At 67.5% G+C, this 20,569-nt stretch carries 17 protein-coding genes; 13 read left to right on the top strand and 4 right to left on the bottom strand.

Features of this window, described 5'->3' with window-relative positions:
• Positions 1 to 15 precede the first annotated feature (15 nt).
• The 5 genes from IB236_RS11800 (at position 16) to IB236_RS11820 (ending at position 5,666) form a co-directional block, all read left to right on the top strand.
• Positions 16 to 972, top strand: a complete 957-nt coding sequence (locus IB236_RS11800) for a PhoH family protein (protein ID WP_056059579.1) — start codon at positions 16 to 18, stop codon at positions 970 to 972.
• 62 nt (positions 973 to 1,034) lie between these two features.
• Positions 1,035 to 1,496, top strand: coding sequence for an rRNA maturation RNase YbeY (gene ybeY / locus IB236_RS11805; RefSeq protein WP_121941869.1), 462 nt, complete (start codon positions 1,035 to 1,037; stop codon positions 1,494 to 1,496).
• A 193-nt stretch (positions 1,497 to 1,689) separates the two neighbouring features.
• Positions 1,690 to 3,465, top strand: a complete 1,776-nt coding sequence (locus tag IB236_RS11810; RefSeq protein ID WP_192420905.1) for a hypothetical protein — start codon at positions 1,690 to 1,692, stop codon at positions 3,463 to 3,465.
• A gap of 123 nt (positions 3,466 to 3,588) precedes the next feature.
• Positions 3,589 to 4,338: a sulfite exporter TauE/SafE family protein gene (locus IB236_RS11815; protein WP_192420907.1), complete on the top strand. Its 750-nt coding sequence runs from the start codon at positions 3,589 to 3,591 to the stop codon at positions 4,336 to 4,338.
• Positions 4,339 to 4,412: 74 nt separating this feature from the next.
• Positions 4,413 to 5,666, top strand: coding sequence for a nitrate/nitrite transporter (locus IB236_RS11820; RefSeq protein ID WP_192420909.1), 1,254 nt, complete (start codon positions 4,413 to 4,415; stop codon positions 5,664 to 5,666).
• A gap of 40 nt (positions 5,667 to 5,706) precedes the next feature.
• Here the strand turns inward: IB236_RS11820 and dtd are convergent, their stop codons facing one another.
• Positions 5,707 to 6,159 carry a D-aminoacyl-tRNA deacylase gene (dtd, locus tag IB236_RS11825; RefSeq protein WP_192420911.1) on the bottom strand — a complete coding sequence of 151 codons (453 nt, stop codon included), beginning with the start codon at positions 6,157 to 6,159 and terminating at the stop codon, positions 5,707 to 5,709.
• Positions 6,156 to 7,106 (bottom strand): cation diffusion facilitator family transporter, encoded by a 951-nt coding sequence (locus IB236_RS11830; protein WP_192420913.1) that lies wholly within the window; start codon positions 7,104 to 7,106, stop codon positions 6,156 to 6,158. The genes dtd and IB236_RS11830 overlap by 4 nt, the downstream gene beginning before the upstream one ends.
• Positions 7,107 to 7,228: 122 nt before the next feature.
• Here IB236_RS11830 and IB236_RS11835 point away from each other — a divergent pair, with 122 nt between their 5' ends.
• The 4 genes from IB236_RS11835 (at position 7,229) to IB236_RS11850 (ending at position 10,764) form a co-directional block, all read left to right on the top strand.
• Positions 7,229 to 8,773 carry a sensor histidine kinase gene (locus IB236_RS11835; RefSeq protein WP_192420915.1) on the top strand — a complete coding sequence of 515 codons (1,545 nt, stop codon included), beginning with the start codon at positions 7,229 to 7,231 and terminating at the stop codon, positions 8,771 to 8,773.
• The gene (locus tag IB236_RS11840) at positions 8,763 to 9,395 is read left to right on the top strand and encodes a response regulator transcription factor (protein WP_008907145.1); all 633 of its coding nucleotides are present in this window, start codon (positions 8,763 to 8,765) and stop codon (positions 9,393 to 9,395) included. Before IB236_RS11835 ends, IB236_RS11840 begins: the two co-directional genes overlap by 11 nt.
• Before the next feature lie 138 nt (positions 9,396 to 9,533).
• Complete coding sequence (locus IB236_RS11845) at positions 9,534 to 10,028, top strand: heme-binding protein (RefSeq protein ID WP_192420917.1); 495 nt, start codon at positions 9,534 to 9,536, stop codon at positions 10,026 to 10,028.
• A gap of 43 nt (positions 10,029 to 10,071) precedes the next feature.
• Entirely contained in the window at positions 10,072 to 10,764 is a 693-nt protein-coding gene (locus IB236_RS11850) for an ankyrin repeat domain-containing protein (RefSeq protein WP_192420919.1), read from the top strand.
• A gap of 78 nt (positions 10,765 to 10,842) precedes the next feature.
• Here the strand turns inward: IB236_RS11850 and dbpA are convergent, their stop codons facing one another.
• Complete coding sequence (gene dbpA, locus IB236_RS11855; protein WP_099731364.1) at positions 10,843 to 12,261, bottom strand: ATP-dependent RNA helicase DbpA; 1,419 nt, start codon at positions 12,259 to 12,261, stop codon at positions 10,843 to 10,845.
• 93 nt (positions 12,262 to 12,354) lie between these two features.
• Here dbpA and IB236_RS11860 point away from each other — a divergent pair, with 93 nt between their 5' ends.
• From IB236_RS11860 to IB236_RS11875, 4 genes are all read left to right on the top strand, one after another.
• A complete protein-coding gene (locus IB236_RS11860) occupies positions 12,355 to 14,430 on the top strand; it encodes a bifunctional diguanylate cyclase/phosphodiesterase (RefSeq protein WP_146870090.1) in 2,076 nt (691 codons plus the stop codon).
• Positions 14,431 to 14,475: 45 nt separating this feature from the next.
• Positions 14,476 to 15,957, top strand: a complete 1,482-nt coding sequence (locus tag IB236_RS11865) for an AMP nucleosidase (protein WP_056745571.1) — start codon at positions 14,476 to 14,478, stop codon at positions 15,955 to 15,957.
• A 24-nt stretch (positions 15,958 to 15,981) separates the two neighbouring features.
• The gene (locus tag IB236_RS11870) at positions 15,982 to 17,118 is read left to right on the top strand and encodes a GGDEF domain-containing protein (protein WP_192420921.1); all 1,137 of its coding nucleotides are present in this window, start codon (positions 15,982 to 15,984) and stop codon (positions 17,116 to 17,118) included.
• A 116-nt stretch (positions 17,119 to 17,234) separates the two neighbouring features.
• Positions 17,235 to 18,170, top strand: a complete 936-nt coding sequence (locus IB236_RS11875; RefSeq protein WP_056745575.1) for an ATP-binding cassette domain-containing protein — start codon at positions 17,235 to 17,237, stop codon at positions 18,168 to 18,170.
• Here IB236_RS11875 and IB236_RS11880 read toward each other — a convergent pair.
• Positions 18,145 to 20,556 carry an EAL domain-containing protein gene (locus tag IB236_RS11880; protein WP_192420923.1) on the bottom strand — a complete coding sequence of 804 codons (2,412 nt, stop codon included), beginning with the start codon at positions 20,554 to 20,556 and terminating at the stop codon, positions 18,145 to 18,147. The two genes, IB236_RS11875 and IB236_RS11880, sit on opposite strands and share 26 nt — an antisense overlap.
• Between the last annotated feature and the right edge of the window lie 13 nt (positions 20,557 to 20,569).

The raw sequence follows: 20,569 nt of genomic DNA on the forward strand, positions 1-20,569 counted from the left end.
ACTGGAATTATCCGCGTGATCCTGCGCCACACCTTCACCCCCCACAACAACACCCGGCTCACCCACCTGTGTGGCCCGGCCGATGCGCACCTGCGCACCATCGAGGTGGCCTTGCAGGTGAGCATTGCGCACCGGCACGAGCAGTTCAAGGTCGACGGCCCCAAGGCCAAGGCCACGCAGGCGATGGAGCTGCTGCAGGCCCTATATGAAATGGCCGAGCGCCCCATTGGCGAGGACTATATCCAGCTGATGCTGGCGGGCGACAGCGAACTGCTGGAGGCCCCGGACGACGCCATCATCCTCAACACCCGCCGTGCGGACCTGCGCGGGCGCACCCCCACGCAGAACCTGTACCTGCAGAACATCGCCACGCACGACATCACCTTCGGCATCGGCCCTGCGGGCACCGGCAAGACGTATCTCGCCGTGGCCAGTGCGGTGGATGCATTGGAGCGCAGCAGTGTGCAGCGGATCGTGCTGACTCGCCCGGCGGTGGAGGCTGGAGAGCGCCTGGGCTTTTTGCCCGGCGATCTGGCGCAGAAGGTGGACCCTTATCTGCGCCCGCTGTACGACGCGCTGTACGAGCTGATGGGACACGACAAGGTGCAAAAGGCGTTTGAGCGCAACGCCATCGAGATTGCGCCGCTGGCCTTCATGCGCGGTCGCACGCTGAACAACGCGTTCGTCATCCTCGACGAGGCACAGAACACCACGCCCGAGCAGATGAAGATGTTCCTCACCCGTATCGGCTTTGGCGCCAAGGCCGTGGTGACCGGTGACGTCAGCCAGATCGACCTGCCCAAGGGCACCCTGAGCGGCCTGATCGACGCCGAGCGCGTATTGAAGCGCGTCAAGGGCATCTCGATCACCCACTTCACCAGCGCCGACGTGGTGCGCCATCCGCTGGTGGCCCGCATCGTGGACGCCTACGACGCCCCCCGCCGTGCCGCAGCGGCCCGTACCCGCGACTGAACTCCTAATTTGATAGCTGCTTACGCTTATACATCGCGCACCAGTAGCCTAAAACACCTCAAATGTCCTTAAACCAACTCTCCCTGTCGCTGCAGTTTGGCGCGTTTGACGAAGCCGCCGCCCACCGGGCTGTGCTGCCCCGCCACAAGGTCACGCGCTGGATTCGCCACGCCCTGGCCACCGACGCGGAGATCACCGTGCGCATCGTGGGTGCCGAAGAAGGCCAGCAGCTCAACCGCGAGTACCGCAAGAAGGACTACGCCACCAACGTGCTCACCTTCGACTACACGCAGGAGCCGGTGGTGACCGCCGACCTGGTGCTGTGCGCCCCCGTGATCGAGCGCGAGGCGAAGGAGCAAAACAAGAGCCTGGAAGAACACTACGCCCACATGCTGGTGCACGGCACGCTGCACGCCCAGGGCTGGGACCACGAGACGAGCGAGGCCGACGCCGAGGAGATGGAGGCGTACGAGACCGACATCCTGCGCGAGCTGGGCTTTGCCGATCCTTACGCGACCTCCTGAACGCCATTCCGACTGCCGAGGGCAGTGGCGCACTTTTTACCATTTGGTACAAAGTGCTCGCGTCTGTCGGGGCCAGGCGGTACCTTGATAAGCGACGATTGACTCCTCCAGCGGGCGTCTCGCAGACCTGCCGGCACTCCCGCCGCGCGCAGCGCCTGTCTCCCCCCTTTTTCTTTGAGGAGTCTTCTCTGTGATGCATTTCCAGCGCCCCCCTGCGCCCGCGGCGAATTCGGGCCTGCCCTACTTGTATCGCGCTTTGCTGCTGGCGGCGCCACTCGTTCTGGCGGCCTGCGGGGGCAGCAGTGGCGAATCAACGCCCGCCGGACTCCCGGCCCCTTCCGGCTTCAGCGTGGCGAGCTACGGCCCCAAGACCTACAACTTCGGCTGGGCCGTCACCCCGGGCGCAACGCGCTACGAACTGTTCGAAGACCCTGATGGCGTGGGAGGCCCCAAACCCGAATCGCTGTTCGGCATCGGCGCCGCCAACAACGCTACCAGCTTCCCTGTACAGATTCAGGTGCCGCTGCACGAGCGGGTGAATGCCAGCTACCGGCTGCGCGCCTGCGACGCAAATGGCTGCGGCCCGTTAACTGCCGCGGTAACACCCGACCTCACCCAGGCAATAGGGCGCTTCGACCTCGCAGACGGCGACCCGGCCAAGCGATTTGGGAACTACATGAACGCGATTGCCCTGTCGGCCGACGGGGCAACGCTGGCCGTCGGTTCGCCGAGCGAGGTCAGTTCAGGCGGCCTGGCAGAGGCAGGTGCGGTGTACGTCTTCAGCCGCAGCACGCCCGACGGTGCCTGGAGCCAACAGGCGCGGCTTGAAGGCAGCAGTCCCGCGGCAAAGATGGCCTTTGGCGCCAGCCTGGCGCTGTCGGCCAACGGGGGCACGCTGGCCATTGGTGCGCCGGAAGAAAGGAGCAACTCGCGAGGCATCAACGGCGATGCGTCCAACCGCGACGCGTACGGCGCGGGGGCTGCATACGTTTTCACCCGCAGCGGGGGCACCTGGAGCCAGCAGGCCTACATCAAGTCCCGGAACACGCCCGTGAAAGTTGAGACCTGCGACTTCCAAGAATTCACCGGCGTCTATGTCTTCCCCTGTACCCCCCAGCACTTTGGTTTCAGCGTGGCCCTGTCGGCGGACGGGGCCCTGCTGGCCGTGGGTGCGCCCGAAGAAGGCGCTGACTTCACCCAGGGGACCAGCGCCGTCCGCGGTCGGCTCTCCTTCTCTTCCCAAACCATTTTTGGCGGCGGCATGGGCGCCGTACACACCTTTGTCCGGAGCAACGGCGCCTGGGCCGAGCAGGCGCACCTGCCGGGCAGCAGCCCCGATCCGAGCATGACCCGTTACGGGGCGGTGCTGGCCCTTTCGAGCGACGGCAACGTCCTCGCCGCAAGCACGGACAAGGACGTGTCGGTCCTTACCCGGCTCAGCAACACCTGGAGCGCTCCCGCGCAGGTATGGCGCGAACCCCCCGGAGGGGGATATCCGCGGCCCTTCGCACTGTCGGGCGATGGCCGCACGCTGGCCGTCCTAGACCACTCTGTAGGCCTTGACGTTCAGTTGATGACCTTCACCCAGACAGGCAGCGCCTGGGAGCAGCAGCCCCCACTGCCGGTCAAGGTCGGGATCCACGACGACTCGATCAGGGCTGCGTTATCGCTTGCGGCTGACGGCCGCACGCTCGCCCTGAGCAACCTGGAGGACGCCAGCAACGCCCCTGGCATCAACGGCAACGCCAACAACCAGGACGCCATCTCAGCAGGCGCTGTCAACATCTATCGCCGCAACAGCACCACCTGGGGCCACAGCGCCTACGTCAAGGCGCCTCAGCCGCGCGCATTTGCGCGCTTCGGCGCTGGCGTGGCCCTGTCTGGAGATGCCAGCACGCTGGCCGTAGGCACGAGCAGCACCACTGACGGCGTGACACCCGCAGTGGCCAACGCGGCCTATCTGTACTGATTGCACTGGCGGTATGAGCCCCACCGACGCTCGGCCCCGGCACCTGACGGGAACCGGGGGAGGCAAAAGTGTTGCACCTGCGCCGTCGCCAATGGCGCCGCCGCCACCGCCTACCATTGGTGGATGTTCGACACCCCTTTACTACTTGCCGCCGCCTTCGTCGCTGGCGCCCTCAATGCCGTCGCCGGAGGCGGCAGCTTTCTGACCCTGCCCGCCCTCGTCTTCACCGGCGTGCCGCCCGTGGTGGCCAACGCCACGGGCACGGTGGCGCTGTTGCCGGGCTACATGGCGGGGGCCTGGGGGTTTCGGGAAGACATGCAACCACCGCCTGGCCTGTCCATGCGGGCAGTGGTTTTGCTGGCCCTCATCGGCGGATCGGCCGGGGCGGCGCTGCTGCTAATCACGCCCGATGCCACCTTCCGCAAGGTCGTGCCCTGGCTGCTGCTGGCGGCCACGGCGCTGTTTGCCCTGGGGCCCCGGCTGCGCCAGTGGGCCGGCGCGTCGGCCCATGGCCCCTCCGCGCCGTGGAAGGGGGCCCTGGGCATGCTGGCCGTGGCGGGGTATGGCGGCTACTTCAACGGCGGGTTGGGCATCTTGCTGCTGGCACTGTTCGGCCTGCTGGGGCAAACCCAGCTCAATGCCATGAACGGCATGAAGAACCTGGTCTCTGCGCTGCTCACCGCGATTGCGGTGGCCATCTACGCAGCAGGCGGTATCGTGCTGTGGCCGCAGGCGCTGATGATGATGGTGGCCGCCACCGCAGGCGGGTATGGCGGCGCCCGCGTAGCGCGCAAGCTGCCTGCCAACGTGCTCCGCTGGGGCATCGTGGCTACCGGGCTGGTGATGGCGGCGGTGTTCTTCTGGCGGCAGTGAGCAGCAGCCCCTTGGCCTCGCCGCCAACGCCAAGGTCCACGCCTGCGGCGGTACCGGCACCCACACCAGCACCAATGGCAGGCAGCAGCCGCCCGCCGCCCCGCGTGCTGTGGGCCATGCTGCTCACGCTGCTCAGCGGGTTCGCGCTGAGCCAGGCGTTTCGAACCACCACTGCCATCCTGGCCCAGGGGCTGACCGCAGAGTTCGGGCTGTCGCCCGGGTCGCTGGGGGCCTTTGCCGGGCTGTTCGGCCTGTCGTTCGGTGTGGCCCAGTTGCTGATGGGCGTGGGGCTGGACCTGTGGGGCCTGCGGCGCACGGTGCTGACCGCTTTCCCGCTGGCGATTGGCGGTGCCGCGCTGTCGGCGGCAGCGCCCGGCTATGCGTGGCTGATGGTGGGCCAGTTGATGATCGGCGTGGGCTGCTCGCCCGCGTTCCTGGCCTGCACGCTGTTCATTGCGCGGCATTTCCCTGCCGACCGGTTTGCCTACCTGTCGGGCGTGGCGATGGGAGTTGGAGGTCTGGGCCTGCTGTTCACCGGTACGCCGCTGGCCTGGCTGGTGCAGCACGGTGGCGGCTGGCGCACGGGCTATGCCGTGCTGGCGGTGCTCAGCGCGCTGTCGTGGCTGCTGATCTGGCTGCGGGTGCACGAGCCCGCCCCGCTGGTGCCGCCCCCGGCGCAGCGCGAAACCTGGGGCCAGGCGCTGCTGGGCTTTGGCCAACTGCTCACGGTGCCGCACACCTGGGGCATCCTGCTGCTGGGCATGTCGGGCTACGCCGCGTTTTTGTCGCTGCGGGGCCTGTGGCTGGCACCGCTGCTGATGGACCGCTACCACCTCACGCTGGTGGACAGCGGCAACGTCGCGCTGGGTCTGTCGTTGATTGCGCTGTTTGCACCCGGTCTGGCGGGCCGGCTGGACCCTGGCATTGGCCGCCGCCGGCGATGGATTGGCAACGCCTCGCTGCTGATGGCCGGGCTGTTCGCGCTGCTGGCATTTTTGCGGGTGCACCCTGCCGCCAGCGTGGTGCTGATCCTGCTGATGGGGCTGCTGTCGGGCTACGGCGTGCTGCAGTACGCCGACGTGCGCGCCTCGTACCCACCCGCACTCACCGGCCGGGCCCTGTCGGCCTACACGATGGCAATGTTCCTGGGCGTGGCGCTGATGCAGTGGTTCACCGGCATCGTGGCCACCGGCGCCCAGCGCCTGGGCTGGGATGTCCACACGGCCGTCATGCTGGCGATTGCGGCCTGGCTGGCGCTGGCGTCGGTGGCGTTTCGTTTTTTGCCTGTGTCGCCACTGGTTTCTTTGCAAGCATCAGAACCCAGATAGCCTCTAGCGCCCATCTAACAAGCACCAGCAGCTATCAATTTTATTGAACTGCAGGCGGCATCCGCAGCGGAATCGTCACCGGCCCGTCATTCACCAGATGCACCTGCATGTCGGCTGCAAACTGGCCGGTGGCCACCACGGGATGGATCTTGCGCGCCTGGGCCACCAGGTAGTCGTACAGCCGCAGCCCTTCATCGGGTGCCGCCGCTTGGGTGAAGCTGGGGCGGTTGCCGCCGGTGGTGTCTGCCGCCAGCGTGAACTGGCTGACCAACAGCAGGCCGCCACCGATGTCCTGCACGCTCTGGTTCATCTTGCCTGCGGCGTCCGAAAAGATGCGCAGCTTCAGGATCTTGGCCAGCAGCCTGTCGGCTTCGGCCTCGGTGTCTCCACGCTCCGCACACACCAGCACCAGCAGCCCCGCGCCGATGGCGCCTACGGTCTGCCCGTCCACATCCACACGCGCTTCACGCACACGTTGCAATACGCTGATCACTTCACGGCATCCTTCACATCGTCACGGGGGTCGTCGAAATGCGCCTCCACATCGGTGGGCAGCAGCTCGATGGTGGCACGCAGGCCGGGCACGGAGGTCATCAGCGCGCGCTCGACCTGGCCGCGCAGCTCGGCGGCGTGGCGCAGGGTCCAGTCGGCGGGCATGTGCAGGTGCATGTCCACAAACTGGCGCTGGCCCGCGCGGCGGGTGGAGACATGGTCGAACCGCACAGCGCCCGGCGCCTGGGCGGCCACAAACTGCTGCAGCGTGGTGTCGATGGTGGACTGCACCTCGGGCTCTACCGCCGAATCCATGAGGCCCTGGGACGACCGCCACACCAGCTCCACGCCCTCTTTCAGGATGTTCAGCGCCACAGCAATGGCCGCCACCGCATCCAGCCACAACCACCCGGTCAGTGCAGCGCCCGCAATGCCCACCAGCACACCGGCCGAGGTCCACACGTCGGTGACCAGGTGGCGTGCATCGGCCTCCAGCGCGATGGAGCGGTGCTCGCGCGCCGAGCGGAACATCACCCAGGCCAGCAGCCCGTTCAGGGCCGAGCTGAGCACCGACAGTCCCAGGCCCCAGCCCACCTGCTCGATGGGTTGTGGGTCAAACAAGCGGTGCCCGGCCGCCCACAGAATGCCCGCCGACACGCCCATGATGAGGATGCCCTCAAAGCCCGAGGAAAAGTATTCGGCCTTGTGGTGACCGTAGGGGTGGTCGTCATCGGCTGGCCGTGCCGCCACCGTCACCATGGCCAGCGCAAACATGGCGCTGGCCAGGTTCACAAACGACTCCATGGCGTCAGACAACAAGCCCACCGAGCCCGTGACCACCCAGGCCAGCGTCTTGAGCGCAATGGTGACCACCGCCACGGCCACCGAGGCCCACAGTAGGTTGCGGGGTGAAAGCCAGGGGTGGGATGCGGGAGAAGATGCTGACATGGCGGGTGGGCGAAGGAGCGGAAACAGGCGAGTCTGAAATTACACCAGAGCCACCTTAAGAACCTGTTCAGAATCTGAGCGCCGTTGAACAGGCTCTAAGGCCCCCATGCCAGAATCCGCGCATGCTCCCCGCCTGGCGCCGCCTTTTGCCCCGACACGCCCTGCACCTGCCCAGCCTGCTGTTGTGGGTGGCAGTGGCCTGCATCGGTTGCGGCTGGCTGGTGGTGGACCGCCTGCAGCAGCTGCACGCGGCGTTTGAGACCGACGCGCGGATCGTGCACCGGCTGCTGAGCCAGCGCGTGGTGCAGCACGACGCCATCATGGCCACGCTGGCGCTGCTGCAGCCAGCCGCTGCGGCGGATGACCTGCACAACGCGGCATCGCCCCTGCCCCGCCTCACGTCGGTGTATCCGCAGATCCTGGCGGTGCTGCAGCGCTCGGCCCACAGCGACTGGCCGCCCGCACTGCAGGCCGAGCTGACAGCCGCCGAGGCCACCTCACGGCGCACCGGCCACGCCGCTACGGCAGGCCTGAACCTGCCCGCAGGCCGTTACTACTTGGTGCTGGCGGGAACGCCAGCCAGCTATGCGCTGCACATCGACCTGCGCACCACCATCCCCACCGACGAGTGGCCCATGGACATGGCCGCCAGCCCGGTGCGCGTGACGCTGGAGCATGGCGGCACGGCCTTTGTGGTGCAGCCCGGCCAGGCCGACCAGGGCAGCGGCATCCGCACCTACAACCTTCACAAACTGCTGGCCGCCGCCAGCCAGCCGCTGGACGTAGTGGCCCGCCGCACCGTGGGCCTGCACGAACTGCCTTGGTGGCGCATGCTGGGCTGGTGCCTGCTGACCGCAGCGCTGTGGGCCGCAGGCCGCGCACTGTGGCGCCAGCGCGTGGCGCGCCAGCGGGCCGAAGAGCTGCTGCGCCTGGGCCAGGTGGCCCGGCTGAACACATTGGGCGAATTGGCCGCTGGCATGGCCCACGAGCTAAACCAGCCGCTGACCGCCCTGCTGTCCAGCACCCAGGCCGCCCAGCGCCTGCTGGCCGACGACCCACCCGACCTCGACACCGCACAGACCGCCATGGCCCGCGCCGTGGAGCAGGCGCGCCGCGCATCCACCGTGGTGGGCCGTCTGCGCCGCCTGGTGGAGCGGCCCGACCTGGCCGGTCAGGCCCAGCCCCTGGCACTGCCCACCGCCGTGCAGGACGTGCTGCACCTGCTGGAGCCCGAGCTGGCACAGCGCGGCGTGGTGCCCGAGGTGTTGGCCGCCGCAGACCTGCCCCCGGTGCTGGCCGAACCCGTGGCCCTGCAACAGATCATCCACAACCTGCTGATGAACGCGCTGCAGGCGCTGGAACAAGTGCCCCCCGCTGAACGCCAGCTGCACCTTGCAATGGCGCAGGCTGGGGGCGGACAGGTGGCGCTTTCGGTGCGCGACCACGGCCCCGGCATCCCGCCCGAAGCACGCCAGCACCTGTTCGAGCCCTTCTACACCACACGCAACGGCGGCCTGGGCCTGGGTCTCACGCTGTGCGAGAGCCTGGCGCAAGCCATGGGCGCGCATCTGAGCCTGGCGCCCGAAGCCACGCCCCCATCCGCCGCCCAACGGGGGGCTGAGTTTGTGCTGACCCTCAACGTCGCACCACCCACCGATGACCGATAGCGCCCCCTCCCTCTCGCCCCTGATCCACCTGGTGGACGACGATGCTGCCGTGCGCGAGGGCCTCTCCCTGCTCATCAGCACCGTGGGCCTGCGCGTGCAGACCTGGGCCGACCCGCAGTCCTTCATGGCCGGGTTTGACCGCGCCAGCATCGGCGCCATCGTGCTGGATGTGCGCATGCCGGGCATCAGCGGCCTCACGGTGCTGGAGCAACTGCTGGCGCAGGGCGTGGACCAGCCCGTGATCCTGCTCACCGGCCACGGCACGGTGGAGATGTGCCGCCGCGCCTTCAAGACCGGCGCGGCCGAGTTTCTGGAAAAGCCGGTGGACGACGAGGTGCTGATCGAAGCCCTGCAAAACGCCGTGCGCCAGCATGTGCGCTCGCGCGAACGCCACCAGGCAGACCAGCAGGCGCGCGAGCGTTTTGCGCAGCTCTCGGCCCGCGAGCGCGAGGTGCTGGGACTGATCGTGGAGGGTCTGACCAACAAGGAAATCGGCCGGGCGCTCGAACTATCGCCCCGCACGGTGGAAACACACCGCGCCAACCTGTTTGCCAAGCTGGGGGCCGAGTCGCTGGCGCAGCTGATCCGGCGGTACGCGGCGCTGGTGGATGCCGCATCCTGAATCGGCCGGCATGGGCCTTCCGTAGTTCTACGGAGGCCCGCGCGTAGCCGCCCGAATGGCCGAAAACGGCGGCCATTTCTACAGTTCTCCCACGGCGCCACAACGGGTGGCACCGACCCAGAAACACCGGAGAACACCATGCAAAACCGCCTCGCCACCGTCGCCGCCCTCACCCTGTCCCTGATCGCCACCGCCGCCAGCGCCGACGGCGTGCGCACCGAAAAGAACATGTCGCTGGACCTGGCCACGCAGATCGCTGCGCAAACCGTGGCCACCTGCACCGCCAACGGCTACGCCGTCACGGCCACCGTGGTGGACCGCGCAGGCACCGTGCGCGCTGTGCAGCGCGCCGACAACGCCGGCCCCCACACGCTGGAAGCCAGCCGCCTCAAGGCCTACACCTCGGCATCGGCCAAGAACACCACGCTGGCCATGATGGAAGGCGCACAGAAGAACCCCGCTGCGGCCAACCTGGTGAACATCCCCGGCTACCTGCTGCTGGGCGGCGGCGTGCCGGTGAAGGTGGGCAACGAGGTGATCGGCGCTGTGGGCGTGGGCGGTGCACCCGGCGGCCATCTGGACGAGCAGTGCGCGGTGGCGGGCATCGCCAAGGTGCAGGACTTGCTGAAGTAAGCCAGCCCAACCACAGGCACCTGAGCATTCAACGGAGGCCCCCATGAAGCCGTGGAATCTTGTTTTCGCCCTGGCCGCCGCACTGGCCTGTGCCACCCCGGCCCAGGCCCAGGTGCCACCCACGGCGGCCGAAACAGCAGCCTACCAGGGCCTGCATGCCGCTGCGGCGCGGGGCGATATGCCCAGGCTCACCCAGCTGATCGCAGCGCGGGCCGATGTGAATGCCCGCGATGGCTACGGCCGCACGCCACTGCACGTGGCCACCTATGCGCGGCAGGCCGATGCCATCCGCGCCGTCGCCCAGGCTGGGGCCGACCTGAATGCGCTGGAGAACGACCGCTACGACGCCGTGACCATCGCCGCCGTGGCCGACGACGAGGCCACGCTGCGCGTGCTGCTGCAGCTGGGCGCCAGCGCCAAACAGGTGACCAGCCGCTACGACGGCACGGCCCTGATCGCCGCCGCCCACCTGGGGCACGACGGCGTGGTGCGTCAGTTGATCGCCGCCGGGGCGCCGCTGGACCATATGAACAACCTGCACTGGACGGCGCTCATCGAGTCCATCGTGCTGGGCAACGGCGGTCCGCGCCACCAGGCGACACTGCAAGCCTTGCTACAGGCGGGGGCCAGCCAGGCACTGACCGACCGGCAGGGCAACACGCCCCTGCAGCTGGCGCGCCAGCGGGGCTTTGGAGAGATGGTGCGGATGCTGGAGGCTGCCGCGGCACGGCGCTGATGCCGCCAGGGCAGGACGCGCACCCACTATCAAATTGTTAGCTATTGGCGCATGATTGACTAGCGCATCCGGCGCTTTTTACTCAAAGTCCTGGGTTCCCGTCACCAGGCGGGCCTTCACGGTCTTGCCCTTCACCCGGCCCTGGTTCAGGCGCTGGGCAGCTTGGGCGCCGATGGCACGGTCCACCGCCACATAGGTGGAGAAGTCGTTCACGTTGATCTTGCCGATCTGCTCTCGGGTGTAGCCCATCTCGCCGGTCAGCGCGCCCAGCACGTCGCCCGCACGGATCTTCTCCTTGCGGCCACCGATGATCTGGATGGTGACCATGGGCGGCACCAGCGGGCCGTTGCCGGTCGGTGTCAGGTCGGCCACAGGGAACCAGCGCGACTCTCGGCCCTGCAGTTGTTCGATCTTGCCCACGCTGCCCATCTCGTCCAGGCTGGCCAGGTTCAGCGCCAGCCCTTCGGCATCGCCCCGGCCCGTGCGGCCGATGCGGTGGATGTGCACCTCGGGGTCGGGCGTCACGTCCACGTTGATCACGGCGGCCAGGTTGGCAATGTCCAGCCCGCGCGCGGCCACGTCGGTGGCCACCAGCACCGAGCAACTCTTGTTGGCAAACTGCACCAGCACCTGGTCGCGCTCGCGCTGCTCCAGCTCGCCAAACAGCGCCAGCGCGCTGAAGCCCTGGGCCTGCAGCACGGCCACCAGGTCGCGGCACTGCTGCTTGGTGTTGCAGAACGCGATGGACGAATCGGGCCGGAAGTGGTTGAGCAGCAGCGACACGGCATGCAGGCGCTCGCTGTTCTTCACCTCGTACCAGCGCTGCTCGATCTTGCCCTCGGCATGCTGCGCCTGCACGGTGATCTGCTCGGGCGACTTCATGAACTGGGCGCTCAGCTTGGCGATGCCCTCGGGGTAAGTGGCCGAGAACAGCAGGGTCTGGCGCTCTTTGGGACACTGCTTGGCCACCACGACGATGTCGTCGAAGAAGCCCATGTCGAGCATACGGTCGGCCTCGTCGAGCACCAGGGTGTTGAGCGCCTCCAGCGTCAGGTGCTGGCGCTCCAGGTGGTCCATCACCCGGCCGGGTGTGCCCACCACGATGTGCGCGCCATGCTCCAGGCTCAGCATCTGGCCGCGCAGCGGCACGCCGCCGCACAAGGTCACGACCTTGATGTTTTCTTCGGCGCGCGCCAGGCGGCGGATTTCAGTGGTCACCTGGTCGGCCAGCTCGCGCGTGGGGCACAGCACCAGGGCCTGTACCGCAAAGCGGCGGGGGTTGAGGTTGGCCAGCAGCGCCAGCGCAAACGCGGCGGTCTTGCCGCTGCCGGTGCTGGCCTGGGCGATCAGGTCCTTGCCGAGCAAGGCGGGCGGCAGGCTGGCCGCCTGAATGGGCGTCATCGTGGTGTAGCCCAGCTGCTGCAGGTTGGCCAGCATGGCGGGGCTCAGGGCCAGCGCGCTGAAATCAGCGCGGGCTTGGTTTTCTTTGGAGGTCATGGGCCGATTATCCGGTGCGGGGTATCCGGGCAACTACCTTACGCCCCCGTCAGGTGTATCGGCTATAACAAACAGATACGTACCGAGCGGTCCATGCCAGACTCATCCAACGCAGCCAACACGCCAGGTCAAGGGGGTTCCAGCGACTCGCTGCTGCGCCTGATCGCCGACTCGGTCCCGGCCCTGATGGCTTACTACGACCTGCCGGGACTGCGCTGCCAGTTCGCCAACCAGGGCTACGCCGCCTACAACGGCCACAGCACAGAATCCATCCTGGGCCTGACCGTGCAGGAGGCGATTGGCGACAAGGCCTGGCAGGCCATCCAGCCGTACGTGGAACGCTGCTCGCACGGTGAGCGCGTGAAATACACGCGCGAGCAAACCCTGCCCAACGGCGAGGTGCGGATGATCGAGGTCAACCTGATCCCGCATTTTGGCAACGCGGGGCTGCAGCTCGGCTCCTTTGTGCTGATCACCGACATCACCGAGCGTTGGCGCGCCGAGCGCGAGGTGCGCCAGAGCGAAGAACGCATGCGCAAGTTCACCGAGGCCACGGACGAGGCCATCGTGTTCCATCGCGACGGCATCATCACCGACGGCAACGAGGCACTGTACCGCTTGACGGGATTTGCGCTGCACGAAGTGCTGGGCCTGTCGATCTTCAACTTCATCAGCCCCGAGTGGCGCGCCACCGCGCTGGAATACACCCGCAGCGGACGGGAGGATCCGTACGAAGTCACCATCCGCCACAAGGATGGGCATGCCATCCCCGTCGAGGTCGTCGGCAAGACCATGCCCCTGCACCATGCCGACTACCGCATCGTGGTGGTGCGCGACATCACAGCCCGCAAACAGGCGCAGGAGCGCGAAGCCTTCATCGCACTGCACGACCCCCTCACACAATTGCCCAACCGGCACTTCCTGATGGAGCAGCTGTCGCAGGTGCTGTCGCTGGCCCGTCGGCGGCATGGCCGTGTGGCGGTGCTGTTCATGAACCTGGACCATTTCAAGACAGTGAACGACTCGCTCGGCCACCATGCGGGCGACCAGCTGCTGTGCAACGTCGCCGAGCGACTGCGCCAGGGTGTGCGCGATGCCGACGTGGTCGCGCGCATCGGCGGCGACGAGTTTGTGGTGGTGCTGACCGACGTGCAGACGCCCGATGACGCGGCCATGGTGGCCGACAAGCTGCTGGAGTCCATGCACGGCGTTTTCACGGTCGATCAGCTGCCGCTCACCATCTCCCCGTCCATCGGCATCAGCCTGTACCCGGACCACGGCGGCAGCGCCGACATGCTGCTGCGCTGCGCCGATGCGGCCATGCAGCATGCCAAGGACAGCGGGCGCGGCAACCGCCAGTTCTACGCCACCAGCATGGAGGCCAGTGCCCTCGATGTGCTGCACCAGGAGCGCCTGCTGCGCGACGCCATTGCACGCAACGACTTCGTGCTGCATTACCAGCCGCAAATTTGCCTGGCCGACGGCTCGCTGCAAGGCCTGGAAGCGCTGGTGCGATGGCGCCACCCCGAGCGTGGGCTGGTGGGGCCCGACGAGTTCATCACGTTCTCGGAGTCACGGGGCCTCATCACGCCCATCGGCCGCTGGGTGATGCGCGAAGCCTGCCGCCAGCTCAAAGCCTGGCAGGACCAGGGCCTGGCCAAGGTGCCCGTGGCAGTCAACCTCTCGGCCCTCGAATTCCGCCAGCGCGATGTGGCCGCTGAAATCGCGGCCGTCCTCCAGGAAACAGGGCTGGCACCGCAATACCTGGAGATCGAACTGACCGAGTCCGTGCTCATGCACCAGACTGGCCAGACCCTGAACACCCTGCACGCCGTCAAGGCGTTGGGCGTCGGCATCTCCATCGATGACTTCGGCACCGGGTACTCCTCCCTGGCATATCTGAAGCGCTACCCCATCGACAAGCTCAAGATCGACCGGTCATTTGTCACCGACACCCCCGGCAGTGCCGACGACGTCGCCATCGTCACCGCCATCATCCAGATGGCCCGCAGCCTGCAGCTCAAGACGGTGGCGGAAGGGGTGGAGACACAAGGGCAGATCGCATTGCTCAAGGAACTCGGGTGCGATGTGATCCAGGGGTTTGTGGTGTCGGTACCCATGGATGCCCTGGCCACCGGCAGCTGGCTGGAACGCCAGCCACCGCAATAGCGGCAAGTTGTCCGCTGGCCCCTCTGGCTTGTGGACAATAGCGGCATGCCCCTCATCCCCGACTTCATCGCCCCCACCCGCCACACCGACCCGGCCGACGCCCTGGCCCAGGTGCAGCGCATCTACCAGCAACAAATTGGCCACCTGCGCGACGCCATGCAGCGTTTTGTGGCGGGCGAGACGCCCGAGGGCCCGGTGCGGGCTTTCTACCCGTTTGTGCGGGTGCACACCACCACCGTGGCGCGGGCCGATACCAAGCTGGCCTATGGCTTTGTGGAAGGCCCCGGGCGGTATGAGACGACGCTGACCCGGCCCGACCTGTTTGCCAACTACTACGCCGAGCAGTTCCGCCTGCTGCGCGCCAGCCACAACGTGGAGCTGGAAGTGGGAACCAGCACCCACCCGATTCCCATCCATTTCTCGTTTGCAGAGCACGACCATATCGAGGGCACGCTGACCCAGGCCCGCCGCATGCTGATGCGCGACGTGTTCGACCTGCCCGACCTGGCCGCCATGGACGATGGCATCGCCAACGGCACCTGGCAGGCCGCCCCCGGGGAGGCGCAGCCGCTGTCGCTGTTCACCGCGCCGCGCGTGGACTACTCGCTGCACCGCCTGCGCCACTACACAGGCACTGCGCCCGAGTGGTTCCAGAACTTCGTGCTGTTCACCAATTACCAGTTCTACATCGACGAATTCGTGCGCCTGGGCCACGCCGAGATGGCCAAACCCGACAGCGAATACATTGCCTTCATCGAACCCGGCAACGTGGTCACGCGCCGCGTGGGCCTGAGCGCCGAGGCAGGCGACGACCTGGGCGCCGCTCCACCCCGCCTGCCGCAGATGCCCGCCTACCACCTGGTGCGCAAGGACGCGAGCGGCATCACCATGGTCAACATCGGCGTGGGCCCGGCCAACGCCAAGACCATCACCGACCACATCGCCGTGCTGCGCCCCCATGCCTGGATGATGCTGGGCCACTGCGCAGGCCTGCGCAACAGCCAGCAGCTGGGCGACTACGTGCTGGCCCACGCCTATGTGCGCGAGGACCATGTGCTGGACGAAGACCTGCCGCTGTGGGTGCCCATCCCGGCGCTGGCCGAAATCCAGCTGGCGCTGCAGCAGGCGGTGGCCGATGTCACGCAGATCAGCGGCGCGGACCTGAAACGTGTGATGCGCACCGGCACCGTGGCCAGCACCGACAACCGCAACTGGGAGCTGCTGCCCGACAACACGCCGCAGCGCCGCTTCAGCCAGAGCCGCGCCGTGGCGCTGGACATGGAAAGCGCCACCATCGCCGCCAATGGTTTTCGCTTTCGCGTGCCCTACGGCACCCTGCTGTGCGTGAGCGACAAGCCCCTGCACGGCGAAATCAAGCTGCCCGGCATGGCCAACCACTTCTACCGCGAGCGGGTGGACCAGCATCTGCGCATCGGCATGCGCGCCATCGAGATCCTGCGCAACGGCGGCGTGGACCGCCTGCACAGCCGCAAGCTGCGCAGCTTTGCCGAGGTCGCTTTTCAGTAAACGAGGGCCCCGGGGCCGCTGCGTATGCCACTGGATTTCCTCACGCTGATGACGGTCATGGCGGCCAACCTGTTCATGATCTCGGCCGCGCTGCCGCTGATCATGGGCCGGGACGTGAGCCGCGCGGCACGCCATGTGCAGGCCAGCATGCTGCTGCAGGCCGTGGCCTGGGCGGCCATCATTGCCTCATCCACCCTGTGGGACCAGGCCCTTTCTACCGTGTCGATTGCCTGCAACGCGGCCGCACAGTGGATGCTGTACCGGGCGCTGGAGGAATGGCTGGGCCCCCGTCCCTTGCGCAGCCTGCTGCTGGTGCTGGTGATAGCCGCCCCGCTGGGCTACACCCTGGGCTTTGGTCACTACGCCTGGCGCGTGGGCTGGGCCAACTTTTTGATGGCCACCATTTTGTGCATCGTTGCGCGCGCCACCCTGGCGCCCGTGGTGGAGGCCAACCTGCGCTGGCGCAGCCTGCTGATGGGCTGCCTTCTGACGTCGGCAGCTTTCACGCTGGCGCGGGGCATGCTGGGCGCCTTCACCGACCAGTATCCGAGCTTTCGCACGCCCCATCCCGTCAACCTGGCAGCTGCTGTGGCCACCAATGTGAGCCTGGTGCTGGGCACCGTCGCCCTGCTGGTGGCGTGGCGGTCGGAGGCAGAACACAAGCTGCGCACGCTGGCGATGACCGATGGCCTCACCGGCGTGCTCAACCGGCGAGGCTTCACCACCCAAGGCAGCAGCCTGCTGGCACACGCCGCACGCCACCAGTTGCCCATGACGGCAATGATGCTGGACCTGGACCACTTCAAGCAGGTCAACGACACCCACGGCCACGAGGCCGGAGACCGCGCACTGCAACTGTTTGCCCGCCTGCTGGGCGACACCTGCCGCAGCGGCGACCTGGTCGGGCGCCTGGGGGGCGAGGAGTTTGGCGTGCTGCTGTTGCACAACAGCGCACCCGCTGGACTGGCCCTGGACCGGCGACTGCGCAGGCGTCTGCATGCCGTCAGCGTGGCAGAGCTGGGCTTTGCGCTGGACTACAGCGCCGGGATGGCCGTGCTGCAGCCGGGCGAAGCTGGCTTGGCCGAACTGATGGCCCGTGCCGACGGTGCCCTCTATGCAGCCAAGACGGCGGGCCGGGGGCGGCTGGTCGCGGCGGACTGAGGCAAGCAGTCCTGTTTTGATAGCATCAGGCGCAATACCCACTAGCGCCTGCGGCAGATTCTCGCAAAAATCCGCCCCCAAGCACCACGGACGCACTCGTCGCACACAATCCCTCCATGACCGCACTTTTTGAAGCCCTGCACCTGCGCAAACGTTATGGCGAGACCACGGTGGTGGACGACGTGTCCTTCGCCATTGCTCCCGGCGAATGCCTGGGGGTCATCGGCCCCAACGGCGCGGGCAAGACCACCACCATCCGCATGTGCCTGGGCCTGGCGTCGCCAGACGGGGGCGAAGTGCATTTCACGCCCCAGCCCGGCACGGCCCCGCTGCTGATGCCCCGCGATGCACTGGCCATCAAGGCGCAGCTGGGTGTGGTCACGCAGTTCGACACCCTCGACCCGGACTTCACCTGCGCCGAAAACCTGCGCGTGTTCGGCCGCTACTTCGGCCTGAAGGGCCCGGTGATGGACGAGCGTGTGCCCCAGTTGCTGGAGTTCGCGGCCCTCACCCACAAGGCCGACGCCAAGCCGGGCGAGCTGTCGGGCGGCATGAAGCGGCGCCTCTCGCTGGCGCGCGCCCTGGTCAACAACCCGCGCCTGCTGCTGCTGGACGAGCCCACCACCGGCCTGGACCCGCAAGCCCGCCACCTGATGTGGGAGCGCCTGCAACTGCTGCTGCAGCAAGGCAAGTCGATCCTGCTGACCACCCACTTCATGGACGAGGCCGAGCGCCTGTGCTCGCGCCTGCTGGTGCTGGACCACGGCCGCAAGATTGCCGAAGGCCGCCCGCGCGAGCTGATCGCCCAGCACCTGGAGCCGGATGTGGTGGAGGTGTTCGGCGTGGGGGCCGTCCAGATGGCCGAAGACACCGCGCTGCGCGCCCTGGCCGCCCGCGTGGAAATCAGCGGCGAGACCGTGTTTTTCTACACCCAGAACGCCCAGCCGCTGCTGCAGGCCTTGGCCGCACACGGCCACCTGCGCACGCTGCACCGGCCGGCCAATCTGGAAGACCTGTTCCTCAAGCTCACGGGGCGGCAGATCCGGGAGTGAGGTCGGCAGGGCGGTCTGCCAGCCGCCCCTGCCACCAGCCTTCGAGGGCTTGCGGTGCGCAAGGCTGCGAGAACAGATAGCCCTGCAGTTCGTCGCACCCCAGCCGGGTCAGCCACTGTGCCTGGTGCTCGGTTTCCACGCCCTCGGCCACCGTGCGCAGGCCCAGCTTTTGCGCCAGGGCCACGATGGCGTCCACCAGTGCTTCGCCCCGGTCATTGCTCCCCAGGTCGTTGACGAAAGAGCGGTCGATCTTGAGCTTGCGCACCGGAAACCGCTTGAGCTGGCTGAGTGACGAATAGCCGGTGCCGAAGTCGTCGATGGCCAGCTGCACACCCAGAGCGGTGAGGCGCTGCATGGTCTGCAGGGCCTCCTCCACGGGCTCCATGATCGCGCTTTCAGTGATCTCCAATTGCAGCATCCGGGGTGGGCACCCGGTGCTTTGCAAGGCGCGGTCCACCACCTGGTCCAGCTCGGGCTCCTGGAACTGGCGCGCCGAGAGGTTCACCGCCACCGGGATCTCCCCCCAACCGGCATCCAGCCACCGGCGTGCCTGCGCGCAGGCCTCGTTCAGCACCCATTCGCCCAGGGGCACGATCAGCCCCGTTTCTTCCGCAATGCCGATGAACTGCAGCGGAGACACCAGCCCACGCTCCGGGTCCGCCCACCGCACCAGCGCCTCCACCGACGACACGCGCCCCGTCCGCGCATCCATGATGGGCTGATAGTGCAGGCGCAGCCCGTCGTGCTCGATGGCATGGCGCAGGCCCGCCTCCACCCGCAGGCGCTCCGTCAACACCTCCGTCATGTGCGGGCTGAAGAAAGCCAGCCGGTTCCCACCCAGGTCCTTGGCGTCGTACATGGCCACATCCGCATTGCGCAGCAGGAGATCCCCGGAGTCCCCATCCTGCGGGAAGACCGCAATGCCCAGGCTGGTGCCCAGTAACCAGCTGGACGTGCCGGTCTCCACAGGCAGGGTCAGCGCCCGCACAATGCGCCGCGCCATGGGCGCCACCACGGCCGGGTCCGGCAGGTCAGGCAGCACCACCACAAACTCATCCCCTCCCGGGCGGGCCACTACGTCGCCAGGGCGTACACAACCCTGCAACCGGACCGCCACCTCCTTGAGCAAGGCATCGCCCCGGGCATGTCCCAGGCTGTCGTTCACCCCTTTGAACCGGTCCAGGTCCATGGCCAGAACGGCCACGCAGTGGCCCTGCTCCCGCGCCCGGTCCAACGCCGCGTCCAGCCGCTCCGTGAGGCTGTAGCGGTTGGCCAAGTCGGTCAGGGGGTCTCGCCGCGCCTGGCGCTCCAGCGTCTCCGTGTGTTGCGCAATGGACTGCTGCTGGCGCAGCAGGGACTCCGCCATCCGGTCCAGTGCTCGGGCCACCTGCCCCAGCTCTCCCGGGGGATAGGGTGTACCAATGGGTTCGGCGTAGTTGCCAGCATCCATGCGGCCAATGGCACGGATGGCGCGCATGGCATGGCGGCGCACCGCAAATTCCACCAACAGAAAAGCCGCAACGAACACGATGACCGCCAGTGCCAGCACCCCCAGCAGTGCGCTCCGGAACTGGCGCTCCACCGGGCCACGCAGGTCGTCCTCGGGCACGGCCAGGGCCAGACGCAGATCCGAGCCCTGTGCGCGCGGCAACTGGGCGCGTACCCAGACGCGACGCACGCCATCGGCCCCCTCTATCACGGCATGCCCTTCGACCGCTTGCAACATGAAAGTGCGCTCGGCGTCCCCCAGGGTCAGCGGCGCCAACTCCGGCCGGCGGAAGTCCATGACCACCGAACCGTCGGCATTCCATACCTGCAGATGCATACGCTCATAGCGCTGTGCATGCACCGTGGCCTGCCCGTAGTCCTGCATGTCGAGCGAGGCCAGAAGGATGAAGCGCAACGCGCCTCCCGCATCGCGCACCGGGTAGGCCACCTGCAGCACTCCCTTGCCCGTCAGGCGGCCTACGACCGCTTCCAGCACCGGCCCGGAGGCTGTCAGCGCACGCTGAAAGTAACTGCGGTCCCGGAGGTCCAGCGTACGGCCACTGCGCAGCGAATCACAGAACAGGGAACCATCGGGCTGGATGGTGAGGATGCCGGTGTACTGGGGATGTTCCTTGAGGACATCTGCCAGGAAATCAGAGCAGGCGGCCTTGTCGCCCGCTGCCAGCAGGGGTACGCGCCCAAGGCCAAACAAGAGTTGCCCGGTACCAGCGATCTTGTCGTCCAGGTCGCTGGCAATGATGCCTGCCCGGGCCACCAGCCGGTCGCGCGCCTGTCCGGTGGTGGTCACCCGAAACTCCAGCAGCAGCCACACCAGGGCCGGCACAGGCAACAAAGAGGCTGCCAGCACCAGCCACAGGATCCGCGCACTCAGGCTCACAGGGGTTTCTCCT

Source organism: Acidovorax sp. ACV02 (genome assembly GCF_014851475.1).
Classification (GTDB): Bacteria; Pseudomonadota; Gammaproteobacteria; order Burkholderiales; family Burkholderiaceae_C; genus Acidovorax; species Acidovorax delafieldii.